Raw genomic sequence first — 20,611 nt, forward strand, 5'->3', positions numbered from 1 at the left:
ATTTCAGGGCGTGGCTGTAGGTGCCGATTTATGGGCGCTTACGTCTATCCCTCCACCAATGATTTCTATCATTTCAGCATCTTGAGCATATTTATACTCACGGGCAAGTAATACCGTACCATCAGAAAATAAAGGAAGAATTGCAACACCGTCTTTCATATCAACAGTACCAAATATCCCCCTATCACCCTCAGGCCGGATAACACTGTCTTCGGTAACTTCAATCCACGGATTTTTATAAATTGTTTTGCTTGAGGTAACAGTAAACTGTCCTTTCTTTATTCCACTCATGTCCCCTCCTTTGCCAATTAAGTTAACAGGCCACGCGCTGAGAAATCTTTCAAGAGCTGAGCATGGTTTTCAAAAACAATCCCATCAATACCACTATCCCTAGCACTTTTAACATTATCTTCACGATCATCGATGAAAACAACATCATCTCTATCGCAACCTAAAATCTCCAACATTTTTAAAAAAGCATCGGCATTAGGTTTGACAAGCTTATGCTCAAAAGATAAAAACTTCTTCTCAAATAAGTTATCAACATTCGGAAAGGACTGTATTTTCTCCCAATGTGTTTGATCGATGTTTGACATGCAAGCTTGGCGGAAACCACGCTGAGCTAATTTCTTAATTAACAATACTGTTTCGTTTTTTTCGCCGACCAATACTCTTTTTAGCAAGCTCTCTATCTCGTACTCGGGAACATCGCTACTTATTGCACTCTTTATTTCAGAAACATAAATCTCTTTTGTTATCAACCCTGCGACTGCTTTTTCAGTAAGGCTGTAACTTGAGGGAGACTCCTTAAATTCTTCTCGAATTAACGGGAGCAATTCTGATTTATCGATATTAAATTTCTCAGTGGCATCTTCCATCATGCCGCTAAAATCCAATTCAACGACAACGCCACCAAGATCCCAAACAATCCATTGAGGAACTTTCATTCATGCATCTCCTTAGTCGACACTAACTTACTTAAGAAAACTCATAGAGAATATATTGTAGACGTAAAATTCTAATATACATGAATTCAACCAAGACAGTACCGCTGGAAGTAAATGCTGTAGCTTCGCCGCCACTCGGAAACCTGGGCATCAATCCATTGTGAATAAGCGCGCTAGAAAAGCAAAACCCGCCATCGCCAACAGCTTTCACTGTTTGGCGATGACGGGTTTGATGATGCCTAGAAGGACGGCTTAACTAAGCGCTTCCAGAGACTCCTCGATAATGCTCAAGCCCTCTTCCAGCACGGCAGAAGAGACCGTCAGCGGCACCAGAATGCGGATGCTATTGCCGTAGAAACCACAGGAGAGCAGGATCAGGCCTTTCTCGCGGGCTTTGGCACACAGCGCTCCGGTCATCTGAGTATCTGGCTTGCCATCGCTGTTGAGCAGTTCAAAGGCAGCCATGGCGCCTAATTGGCGGCCGTGGGCAACGGCGGGGAAACGCTCTTCCCACACTGCAAAACGCTCGGCCAGCATTTTGCCCATCTGTTCGCTGCGCGCCAGGATATCTTCTTCTTCGATTACCTCGATGACCGCTAACGCCGCTGCGCAGGAGAGCGGGTTACCGCTGTAGGTGCCACCCAAGGAGTTGGGGCCAGAGGCGTCCATCACGCTGGCACTACCCACAACCGCCGATAGCGGCATGCCGTTCGCCAGGCTCTTGGCGGTGGTGAGGATGTCCGCTTCAATACCGCTATGTTCCAGCGCAAACAGCTTGCCGGTGCGGGCAAAGCCGGACTGCACTTCGTCGGCGATCAGCAGAATACCGTGCTCGTCGCACAGCGCGCGTAGCGCTTTCAGGTAATCCGGTGAGGCGATGTAGAAACCGCCTTCGCCCTGTACCGGCTCAATCACGATGGCCGCGGTGCGATGCGGGGCAATATCGGTTTTGAACAGCGTACGAATGGCGTCTAACGACGCTTCTTCGCTGATGCCGTGCAGCGGGTTGGGGAACGGCGCACGGAACACATCGCCCGGCATAGGGCCGAAGTCGTTCTTATAGGGCAGTACCTTGCCGGTCATGGCCAGCGTCATCATGGTACGGCCGTGGAAAGCACCGTCGAACGTGATAATGCCGGTACGGCCAGTCGCCGCGCGAGCGATCTTCACGGCGTTTTCCAGCGCTTCAGCACCGGTATTAACCAGCATTGCTTTACGCTCGGGGCCACGCACCGGCGTCAGTTCACAAAGTTTTTGGCACAGCTGTACGTAAGGGGCGTAGGAGATCACCGCCGCGCTGGTGTGCATGACTTTTTTAAGCTGCGCTTCTACTGCCGCGACAATTTTTGGATGGCGATGGCCCAGGTTTAATACGCCAATCCCTCCCGCAAAATCGATCCAACGGTTGCCGTCGGCATCCCATAACTCGGCGTTTTCAGCACGCTCGGCAAACTGGGTGGTAGGCGTGGCGGCACCGTTGGCCACATAGCGATTTTTCAGTTCGTTCAATTCTTGGTTATTCATCATCGTTTTCCTTATAGACCGCCAACGCAGACGTATTTCAGTTCAGTAAACTCATCTAACCCGTGGTGGGAGCCTTCACGCCCCAATCCGGACTCTTTCACGCCGCCAAACGGCGCCAGTTCGGTAGAAATCAGGCCTTCATTAACACCAACCATGCCGTATTCCAACTGCTCCATGGTGTGCCAGATACGGCGGTAACCCGTGGCGTAGAAGTAGGCCGCCAAGCCAAACGGGGTATCGTTGGCCATGGCGATCGCTTCTTCATCACGCTGGAAACGGAACACTGGCGCAACGGGCCCGAAGGTTTCTTCATCGGCCACCGCCATCTGGGTGGTTACGTCAGCAAGCACCGTGGGGGTAAAGAAGCGCTCGCCTGCGGCGTGGGGCTTACCGCCGCAGAGCAGTCGCGCGCCGTGATTGACCGCGTCGTCTACGTGACGCTGCACTTTTTCCACCGCCGCTTGGTTAATCAGCGGGCCGATGGTGCTGCCTTCCGTTAAACCATCGCCGACCTTCAGCGCGCTAACACGCTCGGTCAGCTTGCTGACAAACGCGTCGTAAACCCCGTCCTGTACTAGGAAGCGGTTGGTGCACACGCAAGTTTGCCCGGCATTACGGAATTTTGAGGCAATCGCCCCCTCTACGGCGGCATCCACATCAGCGTCATCAAAGACGATAAACGGCGCGTTGCCGCCCAGTTCCATAGCGGTTTTCTTCACCGTGCTCGCGCACTGAGCAAGCAGGTGCTTACCCACCGGCGTCGAGCCAGTAAACGAGACTTTACGCACCCGTGAGTCGGTGGTGAGCACTTCACCCACCGCTGCCGGTTTTGAGGCGGTAATCACGTTAATGGTGCCGGCTGGCAGGCCTGCTTCAAGCGCCAAGTAAGCCGTTGCCAACGCGGTTAACGGCGTCGCTTCGGCGGGCTTAATCACCACAGTGCAGCCTGCGGCCAAGGCCGGGGCGCACTTGCGGGTAATCATCGCCAGGGGGAAGTTCCACGGGGTAATCGCTGCTACCACGCCGACCGGCTCGCGCAGCACCATGAGGCGCTTGTCCGCGCCGTGACTAGGCAAGGTTTCCCCAGCCATACGCTTGGCTTCTTCAGCGAAAAACTCAATAAATGAGGCGCCGTAAGTCACTTCACCCTTGGCTTCTGCTAGCGGCTTGCCCTGCTCCAGGGTCATCAAGCGGGCTAAGTCATCGGCGTGTTCATTGATCAGCTCAAACCAGCGGCGCAGCAATGCCGAGCGCTGTTTCACTGGCGTTGCGCGCCAGGCTGGCCCGGCGGCATACGCTGCGGCCACCGCATCGCGGGCGTCATCAGCGCCTAAGTCGGCAACCCGGGCAATCGTCTCGCCGGTTGCGGGGTTATCGACGGCAAAGGTCTGTTGACCCTTGCGCCACTCGCCACCCACCAGGGTGGGTACTGCATCGTGTAACCACTGTTCGATAAAGCTCATGATCTTCTCCTGATCTGCAACATGGTATGCACGCTAGCAGTAATGCGCTGGTGAACGAATGCACCACTTTCGCGTTCAACCAGACCACTTTTCTGTTTTACTATCTAAACGGGGAGCATCATGACAATAAGAGGATGTGAATGGACCGCCAGGACGTGTTACAGCAGCTTGTAAAACACTATGCCCAGCAACCTGAGCGTTTAAGCAAACAAGTACGACTGGAGCAGGCATTGAGGCAGGCGGTTACTAAGGCGTGGCCAAACCAAACTCGATTGCCGTCGCACCGTCAGTTGGCATTAACGTTGGGCGTTGCGCGACACACACTGTCCCGTGCCATAGCCTCGCTCATTGAAGAAGGCCTACTAACGACGTTTCATGGCAAGGGCACTTGGAGTTGTAAGAAGGAAACTTCTGTCGCGACCACATCAACCAGCGTTCAACTTTCAAAACGCGCTCAACAAGTGTTGCGTTGGCCTGGCGCCAGCACCGTTCAAAGCGGTGCCTTTGTGCCTGGCATACCGGATATCGCCCAGTTTCCAATGCGCAAGTGGCGTCAGCTGTATGCCAGCGTCACCGTGCCGCAAAATGCCTTACTGCTCTCTTACTCTACCGGTGGCTATGGGCCGCTTAAGCGTGCAATCCGTGAGTTTCTGGCGCGCTGGCGCAATATTCATTGCGATATTGAGCAGATCATCATCACCGATGGTACCCATAACGGTATTGAGCTATGCGCCATGGCATTGGCCGATGTGGGCGATACCGTGGCGATGGAATCGCCCTGTTATTGGGGGGCACGCAATGTATTCACTGCAACAGGGCTTTCGATTGAGATGCTGCCTTGGTATTCCGATAGTGGGCATGAGTTACCGCAGACGACCGGTAATATTGCGCTCGCATATTTGACCGGCTCTCATCACTACCCGCTCAGCGTACCCACACGCGCTGCTCATAAGCAGCAGTTTTGCGATGCGTTATCGCCCACCTACATCGTTGAAGACGATTACGAATTCACCCGCGACGATCACACTAACCTGCTGTTTGATCCCAACTCGGAACGCCATTTACTGGTAGGCTCATTCTCTAAAATGATGTTTCCCGGCCTGCGGCTTGGTTATTTGGTGGTGCCACGCCATTTGGCAGGTCCAATGAACCGCCTACGCAGCGAGTTGTTTCGCGAAGGCCGTATGCTTGATCAAGCGGTATTAGCGCAGTTTATTTTTGATGGTGACTTAGACGCCTGGTGTCGCCGCATCCAGCGCGACTATCTAGGCCGTCAGCAGGTGCTGCACGACCAGATTAGCTCACTACCCAAAGTACGCAATGTGTCCCCCCCGACTAGCGCGATTAGCTTGTGCGTTGAGTTTGAGCCTGGGGTTAATGATGTAGCACTTGCCCAAGCACTGCTCAAAGAACACTTAATTGTTCGCCCGCTAAGCCCCGTGTGCGCTGACAAGGACCCACGGACAGGATTGGTAATGGGCGTGGGCATGCTATCGGGAGAGACATTAGTGCGTGAAGCCCAACGGCTGCGCCGCTGTTTAGAGTTACTACTTCGCTAGGCGAGGTAGGCTTAGACCGTGTTGAGCATCACACTGTATGCCTAGTAAAAAAAACTTATTCACAAGGATTTTGCCATGCGCCACCCTGTTGATAATTCGGTGCTTCTCTCAACGCTTCGCCTATTGATGGTGCTGTGCGCCGTGCTGGCAGTTTCAGGCTGCGCAATTTTTGCACCTAGCCCGCCGGAAGATCAGAGCAATATCTGTGAAATCTTTCGTGAGCAGCCAAGCTGGTATGACTATGCTCGGGAATCCGAAGAGAAATGGGGCACACCGATTGCCACACAGATGTCATTTATTCAGCAGGAGTCTTCATTTCGCAGCCATGTGCGCCCGGACCGCAAATATTACCTAGGCTTTATTCCCGGCCCACGCCCCTCCTCCGCCAAAGGCTATGCCCAAGCCCAAGACCCCGTTTGGGAGGAGTATGAGGATCAAGCGGGCAGTCTGTTTGCCCGCCGAACCCATATGAAGCACGCTACGGATTTTATTGGCTGGTATAACCGCCGTTCTCAGCAGCAGGCAGGTATCTCGCTGAGTAACCCTGAACACCTTTACTACGCTTACCATGAAGGCGCAGGTGGCTATCAGCGAGGCTCCTATCGCAGTAAACCCCACGTGCTGCGTGCAGGCAGCCAAGTGGCTGCCCGCGCTAACCGTTATCAAGCGCAGCTCAACGCTTGCGAAGCAGAGTTTAAGTGCCGCAAGTTTTATCAGGTCTGGCCGTTTTGTCGTAGTTAAGGGCTCCACCCATGTCTCTAATGAGTGGCTTGGCCTTAATTAGTGTCGTGTTTTTGACATCGATGCTGTCTGGCGTATTTGGCATGGCGGGCGGCTTGGTACTGCTGTGGTTTCTGCTGATCATGTTTCCTGCAGGGACTGCCATGGCCGTACACGGGGTCATTCAACTCACGTCTAACGGATCACGAGCATGGTTGTCGCGACGCTTTATCGTCTGGCGAATTGTTATGCTGATGACATTGGGCGTATTGATCGCCGCAGCTTTGCTGCTGCTGTTCAGCTATAGCCCCAATACCGCGACGGTTTCCCTATTAATTGGCTTAATGCCAATACTTGTATGGATTCCCAAACGTTGGTTTCACTTAGATGCTAATCGCGCCAGCCACGCGCTAGGTTGTGGCATTGCCGCTGGGAGCCTTACCATTGCGGCGGGGGTTTCTGGGCCACTGATTGATATCTTGTTTGTGCGCTCCCAAATGGATCGACGACAAGTGGTATCCACCAAGGCGATGATTCAGGTGGTGGCTCACAGCATCAAGATTCTCTTTTATCTGGGCGCAGCCATGGCGCTTAGCACCAGCGAATGGGGTATTGTGCTGCTAGCAGCGCCGTTTGCGATCTTTGGCACCCACACCGGCAACCGTATTTTGCAGCGCCTCACTGATGCCAACTTCCGCACCTGGACGCGCTGGATCGTGACCGGTATTGGGGGTTTCTATTTCCTGCAAGGGCTCTTTCTACTCACCCGCTAACGTTGGGCAGTGCCCAAGCTATGTGCACAACATCATTACTGCGACAATTGCCGCACAATACAAACCAGTAATATCAGAACGCCTTACCGGGCGTAGCGCAGCTAATTATCTTGCAGGGGGCATCACTAATATTTCGGAAACGATGCGGAACGCTTGTCTTGAAATAATAAGACTCCCCCGGCCCTAAGCGCCTGGCGGTGCTGCCCACAATGATTTCGATCTCGCCTTCTACAACAAAGCCAGCCTCTTCACCGTAGTGAGTAATCATGGCTTGCCCAGTGTCCGCACCCGGCAGATATCGCTCCACCATAAACGCCAGCGCACGGTTAGGCCGATTTGCCCCGACAAGCTTGAAGGAAATATCACCGGATGCGATATCAACCAAGTCATCCGCCGAATAGAAAATCTGCTCCTGACTATCAAGATCCATCGTAAAAAAATCACCGACGCTCATAGAGAATGCGTTTAGGATTTTCTTCAGGGAACTGACTGATGGGCTAACTTTTCCTTGCTCTATTAGCGAAAGACTTGAGTGGGTAACCCCACACAACTTTGCCAGTTCACGCTGCGAAATCCCTCGCTGCTTGCGCAAGGAGCGCAAGCTCGCACCCACGTCATCCGACATGCTTTTTTCACTCCCTATCAATAAGTAAATTAAATTACGTTGACGGTCTATTGACGGGCACATAATAGCGCAAAAAAAACCCCACGGCTGTGGGGCAAGCTCTCAATTAACGTGGCGTTATGAAAAAATAATCGTCTTGATCAGCCTCAATCATCATGTTCCGTTCAGGCGCTACGAACTCCCGCCAACTCCGAGTCGGCGCTTGCCGTTTTCGCTCCATCTTCATAGGCGATACGGAAGCCGGTAAAGCCATAAATAATCGCGAACATCGGGCTCAGCAGCGCCAGAAAGGCGTAGGGCGCGTAGCTAAAGGCACTGACCCCAAGCGTGGCAAACATAAAGGCACCGCAGGTATTCCAGGGCACCAGTGGTGATGTCATGGTGCCAGCATCCTCCACTGTGCGAGACAGGTTTTTCAGTTTGAGCGAGCGACGTTTGTACTCGCTGGCATACATACGGGCAGGCAGAATAATACTGAGATACTGATCGCAACCTACGACGTTAGCGGCCATCGATGTTGCCACTGTGGTAGCAATCAGGCTGCCAGTAGTCTTGGCCAGTTTGAGCAGACTTTCCACGATGGTGCGAAAGAACCCTGCTGACTCAAGAATCCCGCCAAAACTCATCGCGATAATGATCAGCGAAACCGTCCACATCATGGCGCTAACGCCGCCGTTGGTTAGCAGGTCGTCCACCGTAACGTTTCCAGTGTCTACCGCGTAGCCTTCCACAAAAATAGTAAAGCTATCGCCTAACGGGACGCCCTGAACCACAATTGCACAGACAATTCCCATCAGCGAACCGATAGAAAGTGCCGGAATGGCAGGTACTTTCTTAATCATCATCACGATGACGGCCGCTGGCACCAGTAGCAGCCAGGGGCTAATGATAAACAGCTCATTGAGGCTCTGCTGTAACTCGTTTACCTGTGCCGCGCCATCACCGGAAGGCGTCATGTTCAGGCCAATAATGGTGTAAAGCACCAGAGCAACCGCTAACGCAGGAACCGTGGTGTAAAGCATATAGCGAATGTGTTCAAACAGATCGACACCAACCACACCTGGCGCCATATTGGTGGTTTCGGAAAGCGGAGAAATCTTGTCACCAAAATACACGCCGGAGATCACAGCTCCCGCGACCATGGCCGGGTTAAGGCCTAGCCCTTCACCGACGCCCATCAAGGCGATACCAATGGTGCCGGCCGCCGTCCAGGCATTGCCACCAGCCAACGATACCAAACAGCAAATTAAGCACGCCGCGACCAAAAAGTAATCAGGTGCCAGAATGCTCAGGCCGTAATAGATCATCGTGGGCACAATCCCACCAGCAATCCAGTAGCCAATAATGGTGCCGATAATGATCAGAATGACAATCGCCTGAGTCGTCAGGCCAATAGAGCGCATGATGCCCGCTTCAAGCTTTTTCCAGCGGCTACCCGTCGCAAGGGCCACCGCCGTTGCCACAATCGCACTTAAAAACAGCGGCAAGTGCGAATCCGTTTCGAAGTAGCCAATAAATACGCCCAAAGATGCTGCCATAAACACAATGGGGATCATGGTCGCTTTTAAACTTGGCCGTGGTATTTCCTGATCTTCCTTAACAGTGGTGTCGGTCGACATAATGTCCTCACTCAGCATTTGCTTGTTGTTGGTGTTGATAGTGATGTAACCGCGTTAGAAACCGTTGTGCTGGTCATCGCTGAGACCATTGCAGAGACCATCGCAGAGATTGTTATTACCTTTCTGATACGGCGCTCAGGCACAGGGAAGCCATGGCCAGAGCCACCGCTTATACGGCGGCGTCTGGCGCTGTGGATGACTCAAATCAATACGTGGTAAAGATGTTTTAAGGGCTAAGCGACATCCATACCGTCTTCACTTCACAGTATTTCTCCTGCGCGTGAAGCGATTTATCGCGTCCATTGCCCGACTGCTTAACACCGCCGAAGGGAACGGTCTGATCGATACCGGCCCAGTTATTCACATAGACCTGACCGGATTGCAGCCGCCGAGAGACCCGCATGATGCGGTCAATATCTTGACTCCAAACGCCGGCAGCAAGGCCGTAGTCGCTGTCATTGGCCAGAGCAATGGCTTGCTCTTCGCTGTCGAACCCAAACACACTCAGCACAGGGCCAAATATTTCTTCGCGGCCAATACGCATTTCGGGAGTCACATCATCGAAGACCGTAGGCGGCAGGAAATACCCATTGGAATCGCTAGGCTCGCCGCCCAGTTTCAGGGTGGCGCCTTCGCTTTCGCCTTGGCGAATATACGCCAGTACTCGTTGGTACTGCGCTTCATCAACCATGGCACCCATGAAGCTACCCGGATCGAGCGGGTCTCCCGGCTGCATGTGCTCAGCAGCTTTCACTACGCGAGCCACAAAATCTTTGCGAATGCTGTTTTCCACCAGCAGGCGCGAACCGGCAATACAGACTTCGCCTTGGTTGTGGAAAATAGCTTCCGCAGCGCTTTGGGCGACGGCATCAAGGTGTTGGCAGTCGGCAAAAACGATGTTGGGGCTTTTGCCACCGCACTCCAGAAACACGCGTTTCAAGTTGGATTGTCCCGCGTACTGCATCAGCTGTTTACCCACACCGGTGGAGCCGGTAAACGCCAGACCATCAACCTGCATGGAAAGTGCCAGAGCCTTGCCCACCGTATGGCCGTACCCTGGCAGCACCTGAAAGACGCCATCGGGAATACCCGCTTCCTTGGCAAGGTAGGCCAAGCGCAGCGCTGACAAAGGTGATTTTTCCGACGGTTTGAGAATGACGCTGTTGCCTGCCGCCAGTGCCGGAGCAATCTTCCACGACGTCATCATTAGTGGGAAATTCCACGGCACAATGGCAGCGATAACGCCCATTGGCTCGCGCAGCACCAACCCTAGCGCACGATCTCCAGTAGGAGCCACTTCACCGTAAAGCTTGTCGATACACTCCGCTTGATAGCGCAGACAGGCGACGGTGCCTGCCAAGTCACCTAGCGAACTGGAAATCGGCTTGCCCATGTCCAACGTATCTAACAGCGCCAGTTCATCGCGGTGTGTCTCTACCAGCTCGGCTAGACGCAGTAGCACCCGCTTACGCTTACTCGGGTGGCAACGCGACCAGACACCACTTTCAAAGGTTGCACGGGCTGCTTGCGTTGCAAGCTCAGCCTCTTGCGCATCGCAGCTGGCCACCTCAGCAAGAACATGTCCGGTGGCAGGGTTGATACTGCTCAGCGTGCTACCATCAGCGGCAGCGACAAACTCACCATTAATGAAAGCGCGCGTTTCAAAGCTCAGTGATGCGGCTTTTGATTGCCAGTCGGCGAGGGTTTTCGGTGTATCTGCCGCCATTATGCACTCTCCATAGGGTGTGTTATCGCCAGCTTTTCAGCGGTTTTATCCAACGCCAAACGTGCCTTACTGACCAATTCATCGATTTCATCGCGAGTGATAATTAGCGGCGGAGACATCACCATCGTATCGCCCACTGAGCGCATCACCAGGCCATGCTCAAAGCACAAATCACGACACAAGTTGCCCGCGGAAAGAGACTTATCGAAGCGTTCACCGGTGCGCTTGTCGGCGACCAGCTCTAGTGCCCCAATCAAGCCCAACGAACGGGCTTCACCCACTAACGGATGCTCAGCCAGTTCCTGCCAACGCTTAGCCAGATAGGGCCCCAATTCATCGCGGACTTTCTCGACTACCCGTTCACTTTCCAGCAATTCGAGGTTTTTAAGCGCAACCGCTGCACACACAGGGTGGCCGGAATAAGTAAAACCGTGGAAGAACTCACCGCCGTCTTCGATCAGCGTATCGGCCACGCGATCTCCCACCAGCACCGCGCCAATGGGCAGATAGCCCGACGACAACCCTTTGGCAATCGGCATCAGGTCAGGTTGTAAGCCATAGTGAGTACTGCCAAACCACTCGCCTAAACGCCCGAACCCGCAAATCACTTCATCGGCAATCAACAGAATATCGTACTTGGCCAACACCTCTTTCACCGCTGGCCAATAGCTGTCCGGCGGAATGATTGCACCGCCTGCACCCTGCACCGGCTCAGCAATAAACGCCGCCACTTTGTCTTCACCTAACGCCAGAATTTGCTCTTCTAACGCTTGGGCACACTGCTTGCCAAAGGCTTCCTGACTCATGTCGCGCCCTTCACCAAACCAGTAAGGCTGGCAAATATGGCTAATCCCCGGCACACACGGGCCACCTTGATCATGCATCGGCGCCATGCCACCAAGGCTCATGCCCGCGACAGTAGAGCCGTGATAACCATTTTCACGCGAGATGACCCATTGCTTCTCCGGCTTGCCTTTGATCGCCCAGTAGCGCCGCACCATGCGCAGCACGGTATCGTTGGCTTCAGACCCGGAACCCGTGAAGAACACATGATTGATATGCTCGGGTGCCAGCTCACTCAGCTTAGCGGCCAGCTTTACTGCCGGAGGATGGGTGGTTTTAAAGAAGTTGTTGTAATACGGCAACTGCTGCATCTGCTCGCTGGCGGCATCCACCAACTCTTGCCGGCCGTAGCCGAGATTGACGCACCAAAGACCCGCCATACCATCAAGAATACGATTGCCTTGGCTGTCGTAAATGTATACCCCATCGGCGTGGGTGATGATGCGGCTACCCTCTTCGCCAAGTGATTTAAAGTCAGTGAATGGATGAAGGTGGTGTTGGCGATCCAACGCCTGATAGTCCTGGGTCTGCATAGGTCGGCTCCTGTTCAAGTCGTTGCAACAAGCATTCAGCTATTAACTGGCTGGGCGGCGCGTTGGGTACGATGCTGACGGCAGGCCGCCGCAAACCCCTGAAATAGTGCGTCATAGAAAGGATGTTCTTTAGGACGCCACTCCGGATGCCACTGCACAGCCAGGGCGAACGCAGCCGCGTCGCGCACCGAAATCGCTTCAACTAATCCATCAGGTGCCCAGGCTTCTGCATCCAGACCTGGTGCAAGCTGATCAATCCCCTGCTGGTGCAGTGAATTCACCTCAGCATGCTCGCTGCTATAGAGCGCCGCCAGGGCGCCATCCGGGCGGATCTTTACCGTATGAGAGGGCGCATAATGGCCCGCCATGTCGTCAGCGGGCGGCTCACGATGATCGAGCATGCCTGGTAGCGTTTGAACTGCCTGATGAAGGGTGCCTCCAAAGGCGACATTCATTTCCTGAAAGCCGCGACAAATGCCAAATAGAGGCAACGCCTGACGTAATGCCTCGTGCACCCAGCAAAGTGCCGCTTCATCTCGCCGTGCGTCAGCACGGGTATTCTCTGGGGCGCGTTCTGCACCATAGCGGTCAGGAGCGACGTTGGTATAACTGCCAGTTAGCAGCAAGCCATCCAGGCTGCCCAACAGAGCAATGGCCTGTTCAGCATGCTGCTCGGGCGTCAATGTATCGGCGGCTAACACAGGAAGAATCACCGGCGTGATGCCGTAGTGGTAAAGCGCCTGCAGGAATTTATCGGTCACTATCTGCGCGGGATGGCCTTCCACTTCTCGGCAGCAGGCGATAACACCCACCAGTGGGCGTGGGGAATGCGTTGCTTGCATAGTCAAACCACTTTGTCAGTTGTTATGTTTTATTCAACAGTCACTTCAACATAGCGTGGCTTGTTTTATTTTCCAATAGCAAAATAGTATTTTTATGAAAAAACATATTAAATCATTGATAAACAAAGAATTAAAAAACACATCTGTTACCGACAAAAAATAATGACACTATTTTTGTTATTAAATATTTGACACAAGCGGCTGCCGAAGCAAGGATACTGTTAGCAGAAACACAACTAAAACGGCATAAAAATAAGGTACAACGTATGTCCTCTGCCAATAACACAGACGCTCAAAACGTAGCCTCGGACTTTCTTGACAATCACCCAGAGATCACCAGCATTGACCTGTTAATCAGTGATCTTAACGGTGTCATTCGTGGTAAACGTATCCCTAGCGATAACCTTGGCAAAGTGTTTGAAAAAGGCATTTATTTGCCTGCTTCGGTATTTGCGTTGGACATCAATGGCAACACCGTTGAAGAGACGGGGCTGGGGCTTTCCAGCGGCGACGGCGACCGCGTATGTCGCGCCATTCCCGGCACGCTCAATCCGGTCACCTGGATGAATAACAACCAGTATGGCCAGCTATTGATGACCATGGAGGAGATGGACGGCGCGCCATTTTTTGCCGATCCTCGCCAGATTCTGCGGCGCATTCTTGAGCAGTTCTCCGAGCGTGGTTTAACCCCTGTCGTCGCCCTTGAGTTAGAGTTTTATCTGGTTGATCGTTTACGCGACGAAGAAAACTTGATTCAGCCACCGCAGTCCCCCTGCAGCGGCGAGCGAGCCACTCAAAGTCAGCTGTATTCGGTGCTTGAGCTAGACGAGTACGCTGAGTTTATCAATGACTTGCAGAGTGCCGCCCAGGCGCAAGGCTTGCCGCTGGATACGGTATTGAAAGAGTGTGCACCCGGCCAGTTTGAAGCCAATCTGATTCACACAGATGATGCGTTAAGCGCCTGCGACCACTCGGTACTACTCAAGCGATTGATCAAGGGCGTTGCATTAAAGCACGGCTTTGAAGCTACCTTTATGGCCAAGCCTTACGGCTTAGAAGCGGGTAGCGGCACCCATGTTCACGTCAGTCTGGTAGATAGCAACGGACACAATATCTTTGCCGAAAACGGCGACGATCCGCTGGAGAGCACCGCACTGCAACACGCCGTAGGAGGACTGCTGGAGCTGATGCCAGACTCCATGGCACTGCTGGCTCCCAACCTAAACTCGTTCCGCCGTTTTCAGGAAGGACTCTATGTGCCCTTGGCACCTACCTGGGGATACGATAACCGCTCTGTGGCCATACGCGTTCCCGCCGGGCCAAAAGAAGCGCGGCGCATAGAACACCGCGTAGCGGGTGCCGATGTTAATCCCTACCTGTTACTAGCCACCGTACTGGCCTCTATCCACCATGGCCTAACTCAGCAGACTACACCTGCGGAGCCAATCATCGGCAACGCCTATGACCAAATCGCACCCCAGCTAACTAACAGCTGGACCCAAGCGCTGCACCTGTTAAGCAACAACCGTGTACTTGGCGAACAGCTTGGCGAAGACTTTATTGAAGTGTTCATTGCCAACCGCCAAGCAGAGCGCGCCGAAACCATGCGCGAAGTTAGTGCCATGGAGTATGACTGGTACCTGCGCCACGTATAAGCTGATAAACCACCAATAGAACCCACCAAGAGAATAGAGAGAGGCGCTGCTCGGCGTCTCTCTTATTGCTTCTGCCTGTCTTATGCTGCCCCCTGTCCTTCTATTAGCTTTTTATGCCGTGTTATCTGTGAGCATCCGTGGCAAATAAAAAACGGGCTGACGAATGTATTCGCCAGCCCGTTTCCGAGCAATCACCAAACTAATCGGCGCTAAACCGCCAGCCGGTCACGCATGGCGTAGAACCACGCTCCCATGGCAGAAAGCGGCACACGTAACAGCCGTCCACCGGGCATTGGCAGATGGGAAATCTGTGCAAACGCTTCAAAACGCGTCTCTTCACCACTGATCGTTTCTGCCACTAACTTGCCAGCCAAATGAGAGCACGTCACCCCGTGGCCAGAATACCCCTGAGCGTAGTAAACGTTGCTATTAATGCGGCCAAACTGCGGCAGGCGGTTAAGTGTCAGCAAAAAGTTACCACTCCAGGCGTAATCGACGCGCACATCGCCAAGTTCAGGAAAAGTAGCCAGCATCTTTGGCCGAATAGCTGCCTCAATACTCGCGGACTCCTGACCGCCATAGTTCACCCCGCCGCCATACAGCAAACGGTTATCGGCGGTCAGGCGGTAGTAATCCAAGAGATAATTACAATCCTCTACCGCTTTATCGTTAGGTAGTAATCGTGCTGCTGACTCTGCAGACAGCGGCTCAGTGGTAATAATCTGGGTGCCGCACGGCATTGCCTTGCTTTCCAGCTTGGGTAGCAACCCTTGCAAATAGGCATTGCCAGCCATAACGACCCGTTGAGCAGTCACGCGACCCTTGGGCGTATGCAGCGTCACCGGCTCACCATGCTCTACGCGAGTCACGGGGGAGTGCTCAAAAATCTTGCCACCCAACGACTCCAACGCCGCCGCCTGCCCCAGCACCAAATTGAGAGGATGAAGATGCCCCCCAGAGTGATCTACCAATGCCCCCACATAACGATCGCTGCCTATTTCTCGTCTGACCTCTTCACCTTCCAACAGCTCAAGTTTCTGATGGCCGTAACGCTCCCATAAGGCTTTTTGCTCCTTTAAGCCTTCCCACTGCTTCTTGTTACAAGCGGCAAATAAGTTGCCTTCTTTTAGGTCGCAGTCGATCTGATACTTTTCAATGCGCTGACGGATAATCTGGTTACCCTCAAATGCCATTGCACCCAGCGCCCGAGCGGTTTCAGCGCCGTTTTGTTTCTCAATAACATCCATATCACGGCTATAGCTATTAACGATCTGGCCACCGTTGCGCCCGGACGCCCCAAAGCCAATCGCCACGCTTTCCAGCACCACTACCCGATGACCACGCTCCGCCAAATGTAGTGCTGCAGAGATGCCCGTAAAGCCAGCCCCCACGACACAGACATCACATTCAACATCCCCCTCCAGCATGGGCCTTTGAGATGTGGAGTTTGACGATGCCGCGTAGTAAGACGCGACATGACCAGAAGACGCTTGAGGTTGCATTTGCCACCTTCCTTTTGTTGATTATTTTAACCAATTTGATCATATAGACCGACGTACAAATGCGCAAGCAACAGCATTAAATGGGCTTATAGAGGCGAATAACACCTTTCCCCACAAGACAAATGTTATTAAAAAAGCAACACTCGGACATAAAACACACGCTCATCACGCTGAAAATAATCACCGCACGTTTTTATGCACCGCTCCCATTGAGGGCGAGGCCACGTGCTTCCTGTGCGCGTCTTATTACCGGGTACGATTGAGGCACAACTCGCTACTATTGCTAGCGTTGATAACCACAGCGGTGTAACGCTAGAGCAGCTGCCTATACTCACCATAGCCCCCACCGGAGACCGCTATGGATTATCAACACTACCGCACAGCCCTTGCCGAGACGCTTGCCCAAAGTGAGTTGCCCTTTGCACCTGCCGAATACCAAACGCGCCTAGACAAAGTGCGCCATGCAATGGCACAACGCGGACTGGATGCATTACTGCTCACCGACCCTGCCGACATTAACTACTTAACCGGCTACCACACCTTCGAGGTATCGGTTCACGCCTGCTTAGTGTGCACACCTACACAACTGGTACTGCAGGTGGCATCCATTGAAACAGGGGCGGCAGTGGTCACCGCCCGTGTCGACGAAATCATTGGTTACCGATGGGAAAACCTGGATGAAATCATCACGCCGCTCGCGGACTTACTCACTGCTTGCGAGCAAATTGGCATTGATGGCTGGAGCAGCGGTTTGCGAGTGGGCGTGATGGACGCGCTGGCCCGCTCAGTAGGTAAAGAGCGCTTCTGTGAAGCAGGTGATCTGCTCGATACGATTCGTATTGTTAAAAGTAGCGCCGAACTTGAAATGCTCAGCGAAAGTGCACGAATCACTGCGGCAGGTTTAGAGGCTGCGATGGCCGCTATTCGCCCTGGCATGACCGATAACGATATTGCGGCCATCGGCGCTAAAGCACTGCTAGAAAACGGTAGCGAGTTTATGAGCTTGCAGCCTATCGTGACCAGCGGACACCGCATCGGCGTGATTCACGTGAACCACAAGCGTCGCGTCATACAGCCCAATGAACCGATATTTTTAGAATTTGGCGCCGCTTACCAGCGCTATACCGCGCCGATGATGCGCACAGCGGTGACTGGAAAACCTAGCGCCGAATTAACCGCCACCCGCGACTTGTGCCGCTCGCTGTTCGAAACCCTGTGCAGCCATATGAAACCAGGCAACACCTTTGATGATGCCGCGAAGGCAGCGGATGCACTGCTGGCACCTACCCGTGATCAACTGTTCTTCTCGGGGGTATTTGGCTACGCTGTGGGTGCGCAGTTCCCTCCTAGTTGGGTTGAAGGCACCGGCTATATTGCCCAAGGCCTGCATCGTCCCTTCGAAGAGAACATGGTCTTCCACTTACCGCTCTGTTTACGCGTTCCTGGCCAGTGGGGCGTAGGCATCAGTGATACCGTAGTGGTCACTCAACACGGCGCCGAGCCACTCACTAACAACGATTGGCAGCTCTATCAGGCAATGGATAAGTAGCGAATAGATAACCGCATTGATAGCCCAAGATTGACAGTACGATTAACCAGCGCTATCGTCACTAAAGATGCAAATGAGAAACACTATCTTTTCATGATCTCATTTAACTGAGGTGACGATCAGTTGAGGTAACGATAAGTACTATGAATGAGCTCTATGAGTAAGTTCTATGGATAAGTACTAAGAGTAAGTACTATGGATAAGTACCATGACTAGTGAACAGCGCCAGCTTCGCCAAACGTTTATTTTTCTACGCACCTCTTTCGAAGCAGTGCAACACTCGATTGCCGGTCGGCTAGACGACCCGCTGCCCTGCTGGCTAGACACCAGCATGCTCACCCTACTGTCACGGGAACTAACCCGCTGCAGCCAGCAAGCGAAGCCGCTCTTCGCCCCTCCCGTCACCGAGCAAATATTCATTGCCTCACAGCAGTGTGACTTACTCCTCAAGCAGTGCCCCGGCGTGCTGAGCAGCGCCGTTTGCCACCGCCAGTTAAGTGCCATCATGCTGGCGCTGACCAACGCTATTGAGCAAATCAACACACCAGCCAAGCGCCGCTGGCCTTGGCAGAGAGCCTAAGCAACCCTTTACCTATACCCCGGTTTATTGCGTTGCCGGGGGTTTGTTTTTCCTTCAAAAATCTTATCCCATGACTGCGCCGTAGCGGCTAGCAATTACTGAGTTAGCATTTACTAGTAAACTGGTCTATTCTGTTCGCCACGATTTAATTGACCGCTTCCAAAAGGAGTTTGCTCATGGCGTATGAAACGCTTTTCACCCCTCTTCAGTTAGGCAGTTTGTCGATCCCAAACCGAGTCATCATGGCGCCGCTGACACGCTCGCGCACTCCAGATAGCGTGCCGGGCACCCTGCAGGAAGCCTATTACGGTCAGCGGGCAGGCGCAGGTCTGATTATTAGTGAAGCAACCAACATCTCCCCTACTGCGAAGGGTTATGTGTATACGCCAGGCATCTGGACGGATGAACAAGAAGCGGGCTGGAAAGGCGTGGTGGATGCGGTGCATGCCAAAGGTGGCCGTATCGCGCTGCAGCTGTGGCACGTTGGGCGTGTATCCCATGAAATGGTGCAACCGAATGGCCAACAGCCTGTTGCCCCTAGCGCGTTAAAAGGCGAAGGCGCTCAGTGCTTTGTTGAATTTGAAGACGGCACTGCTGGCCAGCACCCTACCAGCACGCCCCGGGCACTGGAAACCGATGAGATCCCCGGCATTGTTGATGACTACCGCCAAGCCGCTGTTCGCGCCAAACGCGCAGGCTTCGACATGGTGGAAGTCCACGCGGCTAACGCCTACCTGCTTAACCAGTTCCTGGCCACCGGTACCAACCAGCGCACCGACCAGTACGGCGGCTCGTTGGAAAACCGCGCCCGCTTCCCGCTAGAGGTGGTCGATGCGGTAATTGAAGTTTTCGGTGCACAGCGTGTGGGCATTCGCTTGACGCCCTTTATCGAACTGTTCGGCCTGACCGATGATGAACCTGAAGCCATGGCTTTCTATCTGGCGGAACAATTGTCCAAACGCGGCTTAGCCTATCTGCATTTAAACGAGCCTAACTGGATCGGTGGCGATATCACTTTTCCTGACGGCTTTCGTGAGCAAATGCGCAAGCGCTTTAACGGCAGCCTGATTTACTGCGGCAACTACGACGCAGAACGCGCGGAGTCACGCATTAATCAAAACACCGCCGATGCCGTAGCCTTTGGCCGCCCTTATATCGCTAACCCCGACTTGCCGGAACGCTTCCGAGTGAATGCCCCCCTTACCGAGCCGAACCATGAAACGTTCTACGGCGGTGATGAAAAGGGCTACACCGATTACCCGTTTATGGCTAACGGCTACGATCGTATTGGCTAGATTGCTTGTTAAGCCGAACCCTTATGAATGAAAAGCATCACTTAGGTGGTGCTTTTTTATATCTGAACACGCCAAAACGCTGCTAGGCTGTTGATTCTTTAGTTTTTATATACAGGTGGTGCATGCTCAGCTCGCGGTTCACTCTACTGGTATGCTTCCTTGTCTTTGGGTGGCGCTTGCGTTAACACTGAATGCCGCTATTTTACGACTAAATAATAGGGCCTAAGCGCCGACAGATAGGACTCAATGAGATGGACACCACTTCACTTCCGTTCTTGCTCGCTATTGCTTCATTAGTGCTGGGGGTCGTGGCTGCGGCTATTTTCGTTTATGTGGTTATTCCCAAACAACGCCGCGCCAAAGCAAAGGCCGCCACGCCGCCGCCAGCACCTAAAGCAGAACCACAGCCCCCTTCGCCTGAACCAGAAGAACCGGTGCCCGCCAAGCGCACAGCGAAAGTAAAGCAGCACTCTCTGTTTGTGATTTTTTCTCACCCCGATGCGACGACAGACGAACGCCTGACCGAATGGCTACGGGGAAAAGAAGCCAGCTATGATGCGGTCAAAAAGGTTTTCTTTATCAAAGGCAAACAACCCTCGAACCCAATCACAATCGCCAACGCCTTTCCACCTGGAGAAATGCCCGACCTACTGCAAGGCGAGACCCACGAACCCATTCGTGGGATTAGCTTGCTGGTTAAGCCGCCGCTACATAAACGTCGCAATCAGCAGATGTACGTTTATGTAGAGCTCGCCAAAGAGCTAAACGAAACCTTTAGCGGCAACTTACTCGATGCCGAGCAGCAACCCGCCTCAGAGTCGACTTACACACACATTATTGGTTGATCGGTTAGCGA

At 53.2% G+C, this 20,611-nt stretch carries 18 protein-coding genes; 8 read left to right on the forward strand and 10 right to left on the reverse strand.

What is annotated here, in order from left to right; genetic code table 11:
- Window positions 1–3 precede the first annotated feature (3 nt).
- The 4 genes from INT21_RS05920 to INT21_RS05935 form a co-directional block, all read right to left on the reverse strand.
- Window positions 4–291 carry a hypothetical protein gene (locus INT21_RS05920; RefSeq protein WP_193067522.1) on the reverse strand — a complete coding sequence of 96 codons (288 nt, stop codon included), beginning with the start codon at window positions 289–291 and terminating at the stop codon, window positions 4–6.
- A gap of 17 nt (window positions 292–308) precedes the next feature.
- Entirely contained in the window at window positions 309–947 is a 639-nt protein-coding gene (locus tag INT21_RS05925) for an HAD-IA family hydrolase (RefSeq protein ID WP_193060035.1), read from the reverse strand.
- A gap of 252 nt (window positions 948–1,199) precedes the next feature.
- Window positions 1,200–2,471: a 4-aminobutyrate--2-oxoglutarate transaminase gene (gene gabT / locus INT21_RS05930; RefSeq protein WP_193060034.1), complete on the reverse strand. Its 1,272-nt coding sequence runs from the start codon at window positions 2,469–2,471 to the stop codon at window positions 1,200–1,202.
- A gap of 11 nt (window positions 2,472–2,482) precedes the next feature.
- A complete protein-coding gene (locus INT21_RS05935) occupies window positions 2,483–3,934 on the reverse strand; it encodes an NAD-dependent succinate-semialdehyde dehydrogenase (RefSeq protein WP_125751952.1) in 1,452 nt (483 codons plus the stop codon).
- 140 nt (window positions 3,935–4,074) lie between these two features.
- Here INT21_RS05935 and INT21_RS05940 point away from each other — a divergent pair, with 140 nt between their 5' ends.
- From INT21_RS05940 to INT21_RS05950, 3 genes are all read left to right on the forward strand, one after another.
- Window positions 4,075–5,493 carry an aminotransferase-like domain-containing protein gene (locus tag INT21_RS05940; RefSeq protein ID WP_193068152.1) on the forward strand — a complete coding sequence of 473 codons (1,419 nt, stop codon included), beginning with the start codon at window positions 4,075–4,077 and terminating at the stop codon, window positions 5,491–5,493.
- A 75-nt stretch (window positions 5,494–5,568) separates the two neighbouring features.
- Window positions 5,569–6,234 carry a transglycosylase SLT domain-containing protein gene (locus tag INT21_RS05945; RefSeq protein ID WP_193059492.1) on the forward strand — a complete coding sequence of 222 codons (666 nt, stop codon included), beginning with the start codon at window positions 5,569–5,571 and terminating at the stop codon, window positions 6,232–6,234.
- Between the two features lie 11 nt (window positions 6,235–6,245).
- Window positions 6,246–6,986 (forward strand): TSUP family transporter, encoded by a 741-nt coding sequence (locus INT21_RS05950; RefSeq protein ID WP_193059493.1) that lies wholly within the window; start codon window positions 6,246–6,248, stop codon window positions 6,984–6,986.
- Window positions 6,987–7,059: 73 nt separating this feature from the next.
- On the opposite strand, the gene INT21_RS05955 is transcribed toward INT21_RS05950, so the two are convergent.
- From INT21_RS05955 to INT21_RS05975, 5 genes are all read right to left on the reverse strand, one after another.
- A complete protein-coding gene (locus INT21_RS05955) occupies window positions 7,060–7,611 on the reverse strand; it encodes a cupin domain-containing protein (protein WP_051626371.1) in 552 nt (183 codons plus the stop codon).
- A 164-nt stretch (window positions 7,612–7,775) separates the two neighbouring features.
- Window positions 7,776–9,230 (reverse strand): Na+/H+ antiporter NhaC, encoded by a 1,455-nt coding sequence (gene nhaC / locus INT21_RS05960; RefSeq protein ID WP_193068153.1) that lies wholly within the window; start codon window positions 9,228–9,230, stop codon window positions 7,776–7,778.
- A 226-nt stretch (window positions 9,231–9,456) separates the two neighbouring features.
- On the reverse strand, window positions 9,457–10,956 hold the full coding sequence (locus INT21_RS05965) for an aldehyde dehydrogenase (RefSeq protein WP_089040600.1): 1,500 nt from the start codon (window positions 10,954–10,956) through the stop codon (window positions 9,457–9,459).
- Window positions 10,956–12,332 carry an aspartate aminotransferase family protein gene (locus INT21_RS05970; protein WP_193059496.1) on the reverse strand — a complete coding sequence of 459 codons (1,377 nt, stop codon included), beginning with the start codon at window positions 12,330–12,332 and terminating at the stop codon, window positions 10,956–10,958. Before INT21_RS05970 ends, INT21_RS05965 begins: the two co-directional genes overlap by 1 nt.
- A 35-nt stretch (window positions 12,333–12,367) precedes the next feature.
- Window positions 12,368–13,174 (reverse strand): gamma-glutamyl-gamma-aminobutyrate hydrolase family protein, encoded by an 807-nt coding sequence (locus INT21_RS05975; protein WP_038478694.1) that lies wholly within the window; start codon window positions 13,172–13,174, stop codon window positions 12,368–12,370.
- A gap of 266 nt (window positions 13,175–13,440) precedes the next feature.
- Between INT21_RS05975 and INT21_RS05980 the strand changes: the two genes are divergently transcribed.
- On the forward strand, window positions 13,441–14,829 hold the full coding sequence (locus INT21_RS05980) for a glutamine synthetase family protein (protein ID WP_193059497.1): 1,389 nt from the start codon (window positions 13,441–13,443) through the stop codon (window positions 14,827–14,829).
- A 209-nt stretch (window positions 14,830–15,038) separates the two neighbouring features.
- Here INT21_RS05980 and INT21_RS05985 read toward each other — a convergent pair whose 3' ends face one another.
- On the reverse strand, window positions 15,039–16,331 hold the full coding sequence (locus tag INT21_RS05985; protein WP_193059498.1) for an NAD(P)/FAD-dependent oxidoreductase: 1,293 nt from the start codon (window positions 16,329–16,331) through the stop codon (window positions 15,039–15,041).
- 358 nt (window positions 16,332–16,689) lie between these two features.
- Between INT21_RS05985 and INT21_RS05990 the strand changes: the two genes are divergently transcribed.
- The 4 genes from INT21_RS05990 (at window position 16,690) to INT21_RS06005 (ending at window position 20,600) form a co-directional block, all read left to right on the forward strand.
- Window positions 16,690–17,880: a M24 family metallopeptidase gene (locus tag INT21_RS05990; protein ID WP_193059499.1), complete on the forward strand. Its 1,191-nt coding sequence runs from the start codon at window positions 16,690–16,692 to the stop codon at window positions 17,878–17,880.
- 208 nt (window positions 17,881–18,088) lie between these two features.
- The gene (locus INT21_RS05995; RefSeq protein ID WP_193059500.1) at window positions 18,089–18,460 is read left to right on the forward strand and encodes a hypothetical protein; all 372 of its coding nucleotides are present in this window, start codon (window positions 18,089–18,091) and stop codon (window positions 18,458–18,460) included.
- Window positions 18,461–18,636: 176 nt separating this feature from the next.
- Window positions 18,637–19,755 (forward strand): alkene reductase, encoded by a 1,119-nt coding sequence (locus INT21_RS06000; RefSeq protein WP_193059501.1) that lies wholly within the window; start codon window positions 18,637–18,639, stop codon window positions 19,753–19,755.
- A gap of 251 nt (window positions 19,756–20,006) precedes the next feature.
- A complete protein-coding gene (locus INT21_RS06005) occupies window positions 20,007–20,600 on the forward strand; it encodes a cell division protein ZipA C-terminal FtsZ-binding domain-containing protein (protein WP_089040592.1) in 594 nt (197 codons plus the stop codon).
- Window positions 20,601–20,611: the final 11 nt, after the last annotated feature.

It is taken from the genome of Halomonas sp. 3F2F, assembly GCF_014897805.1.
In the GTDB taxonomy this organism is placed as follows: Bacteria; Pseudomonadota; Gammaproteobacteria; order Pseudomonadales; family Halomonadaceae; genus Vreelandella.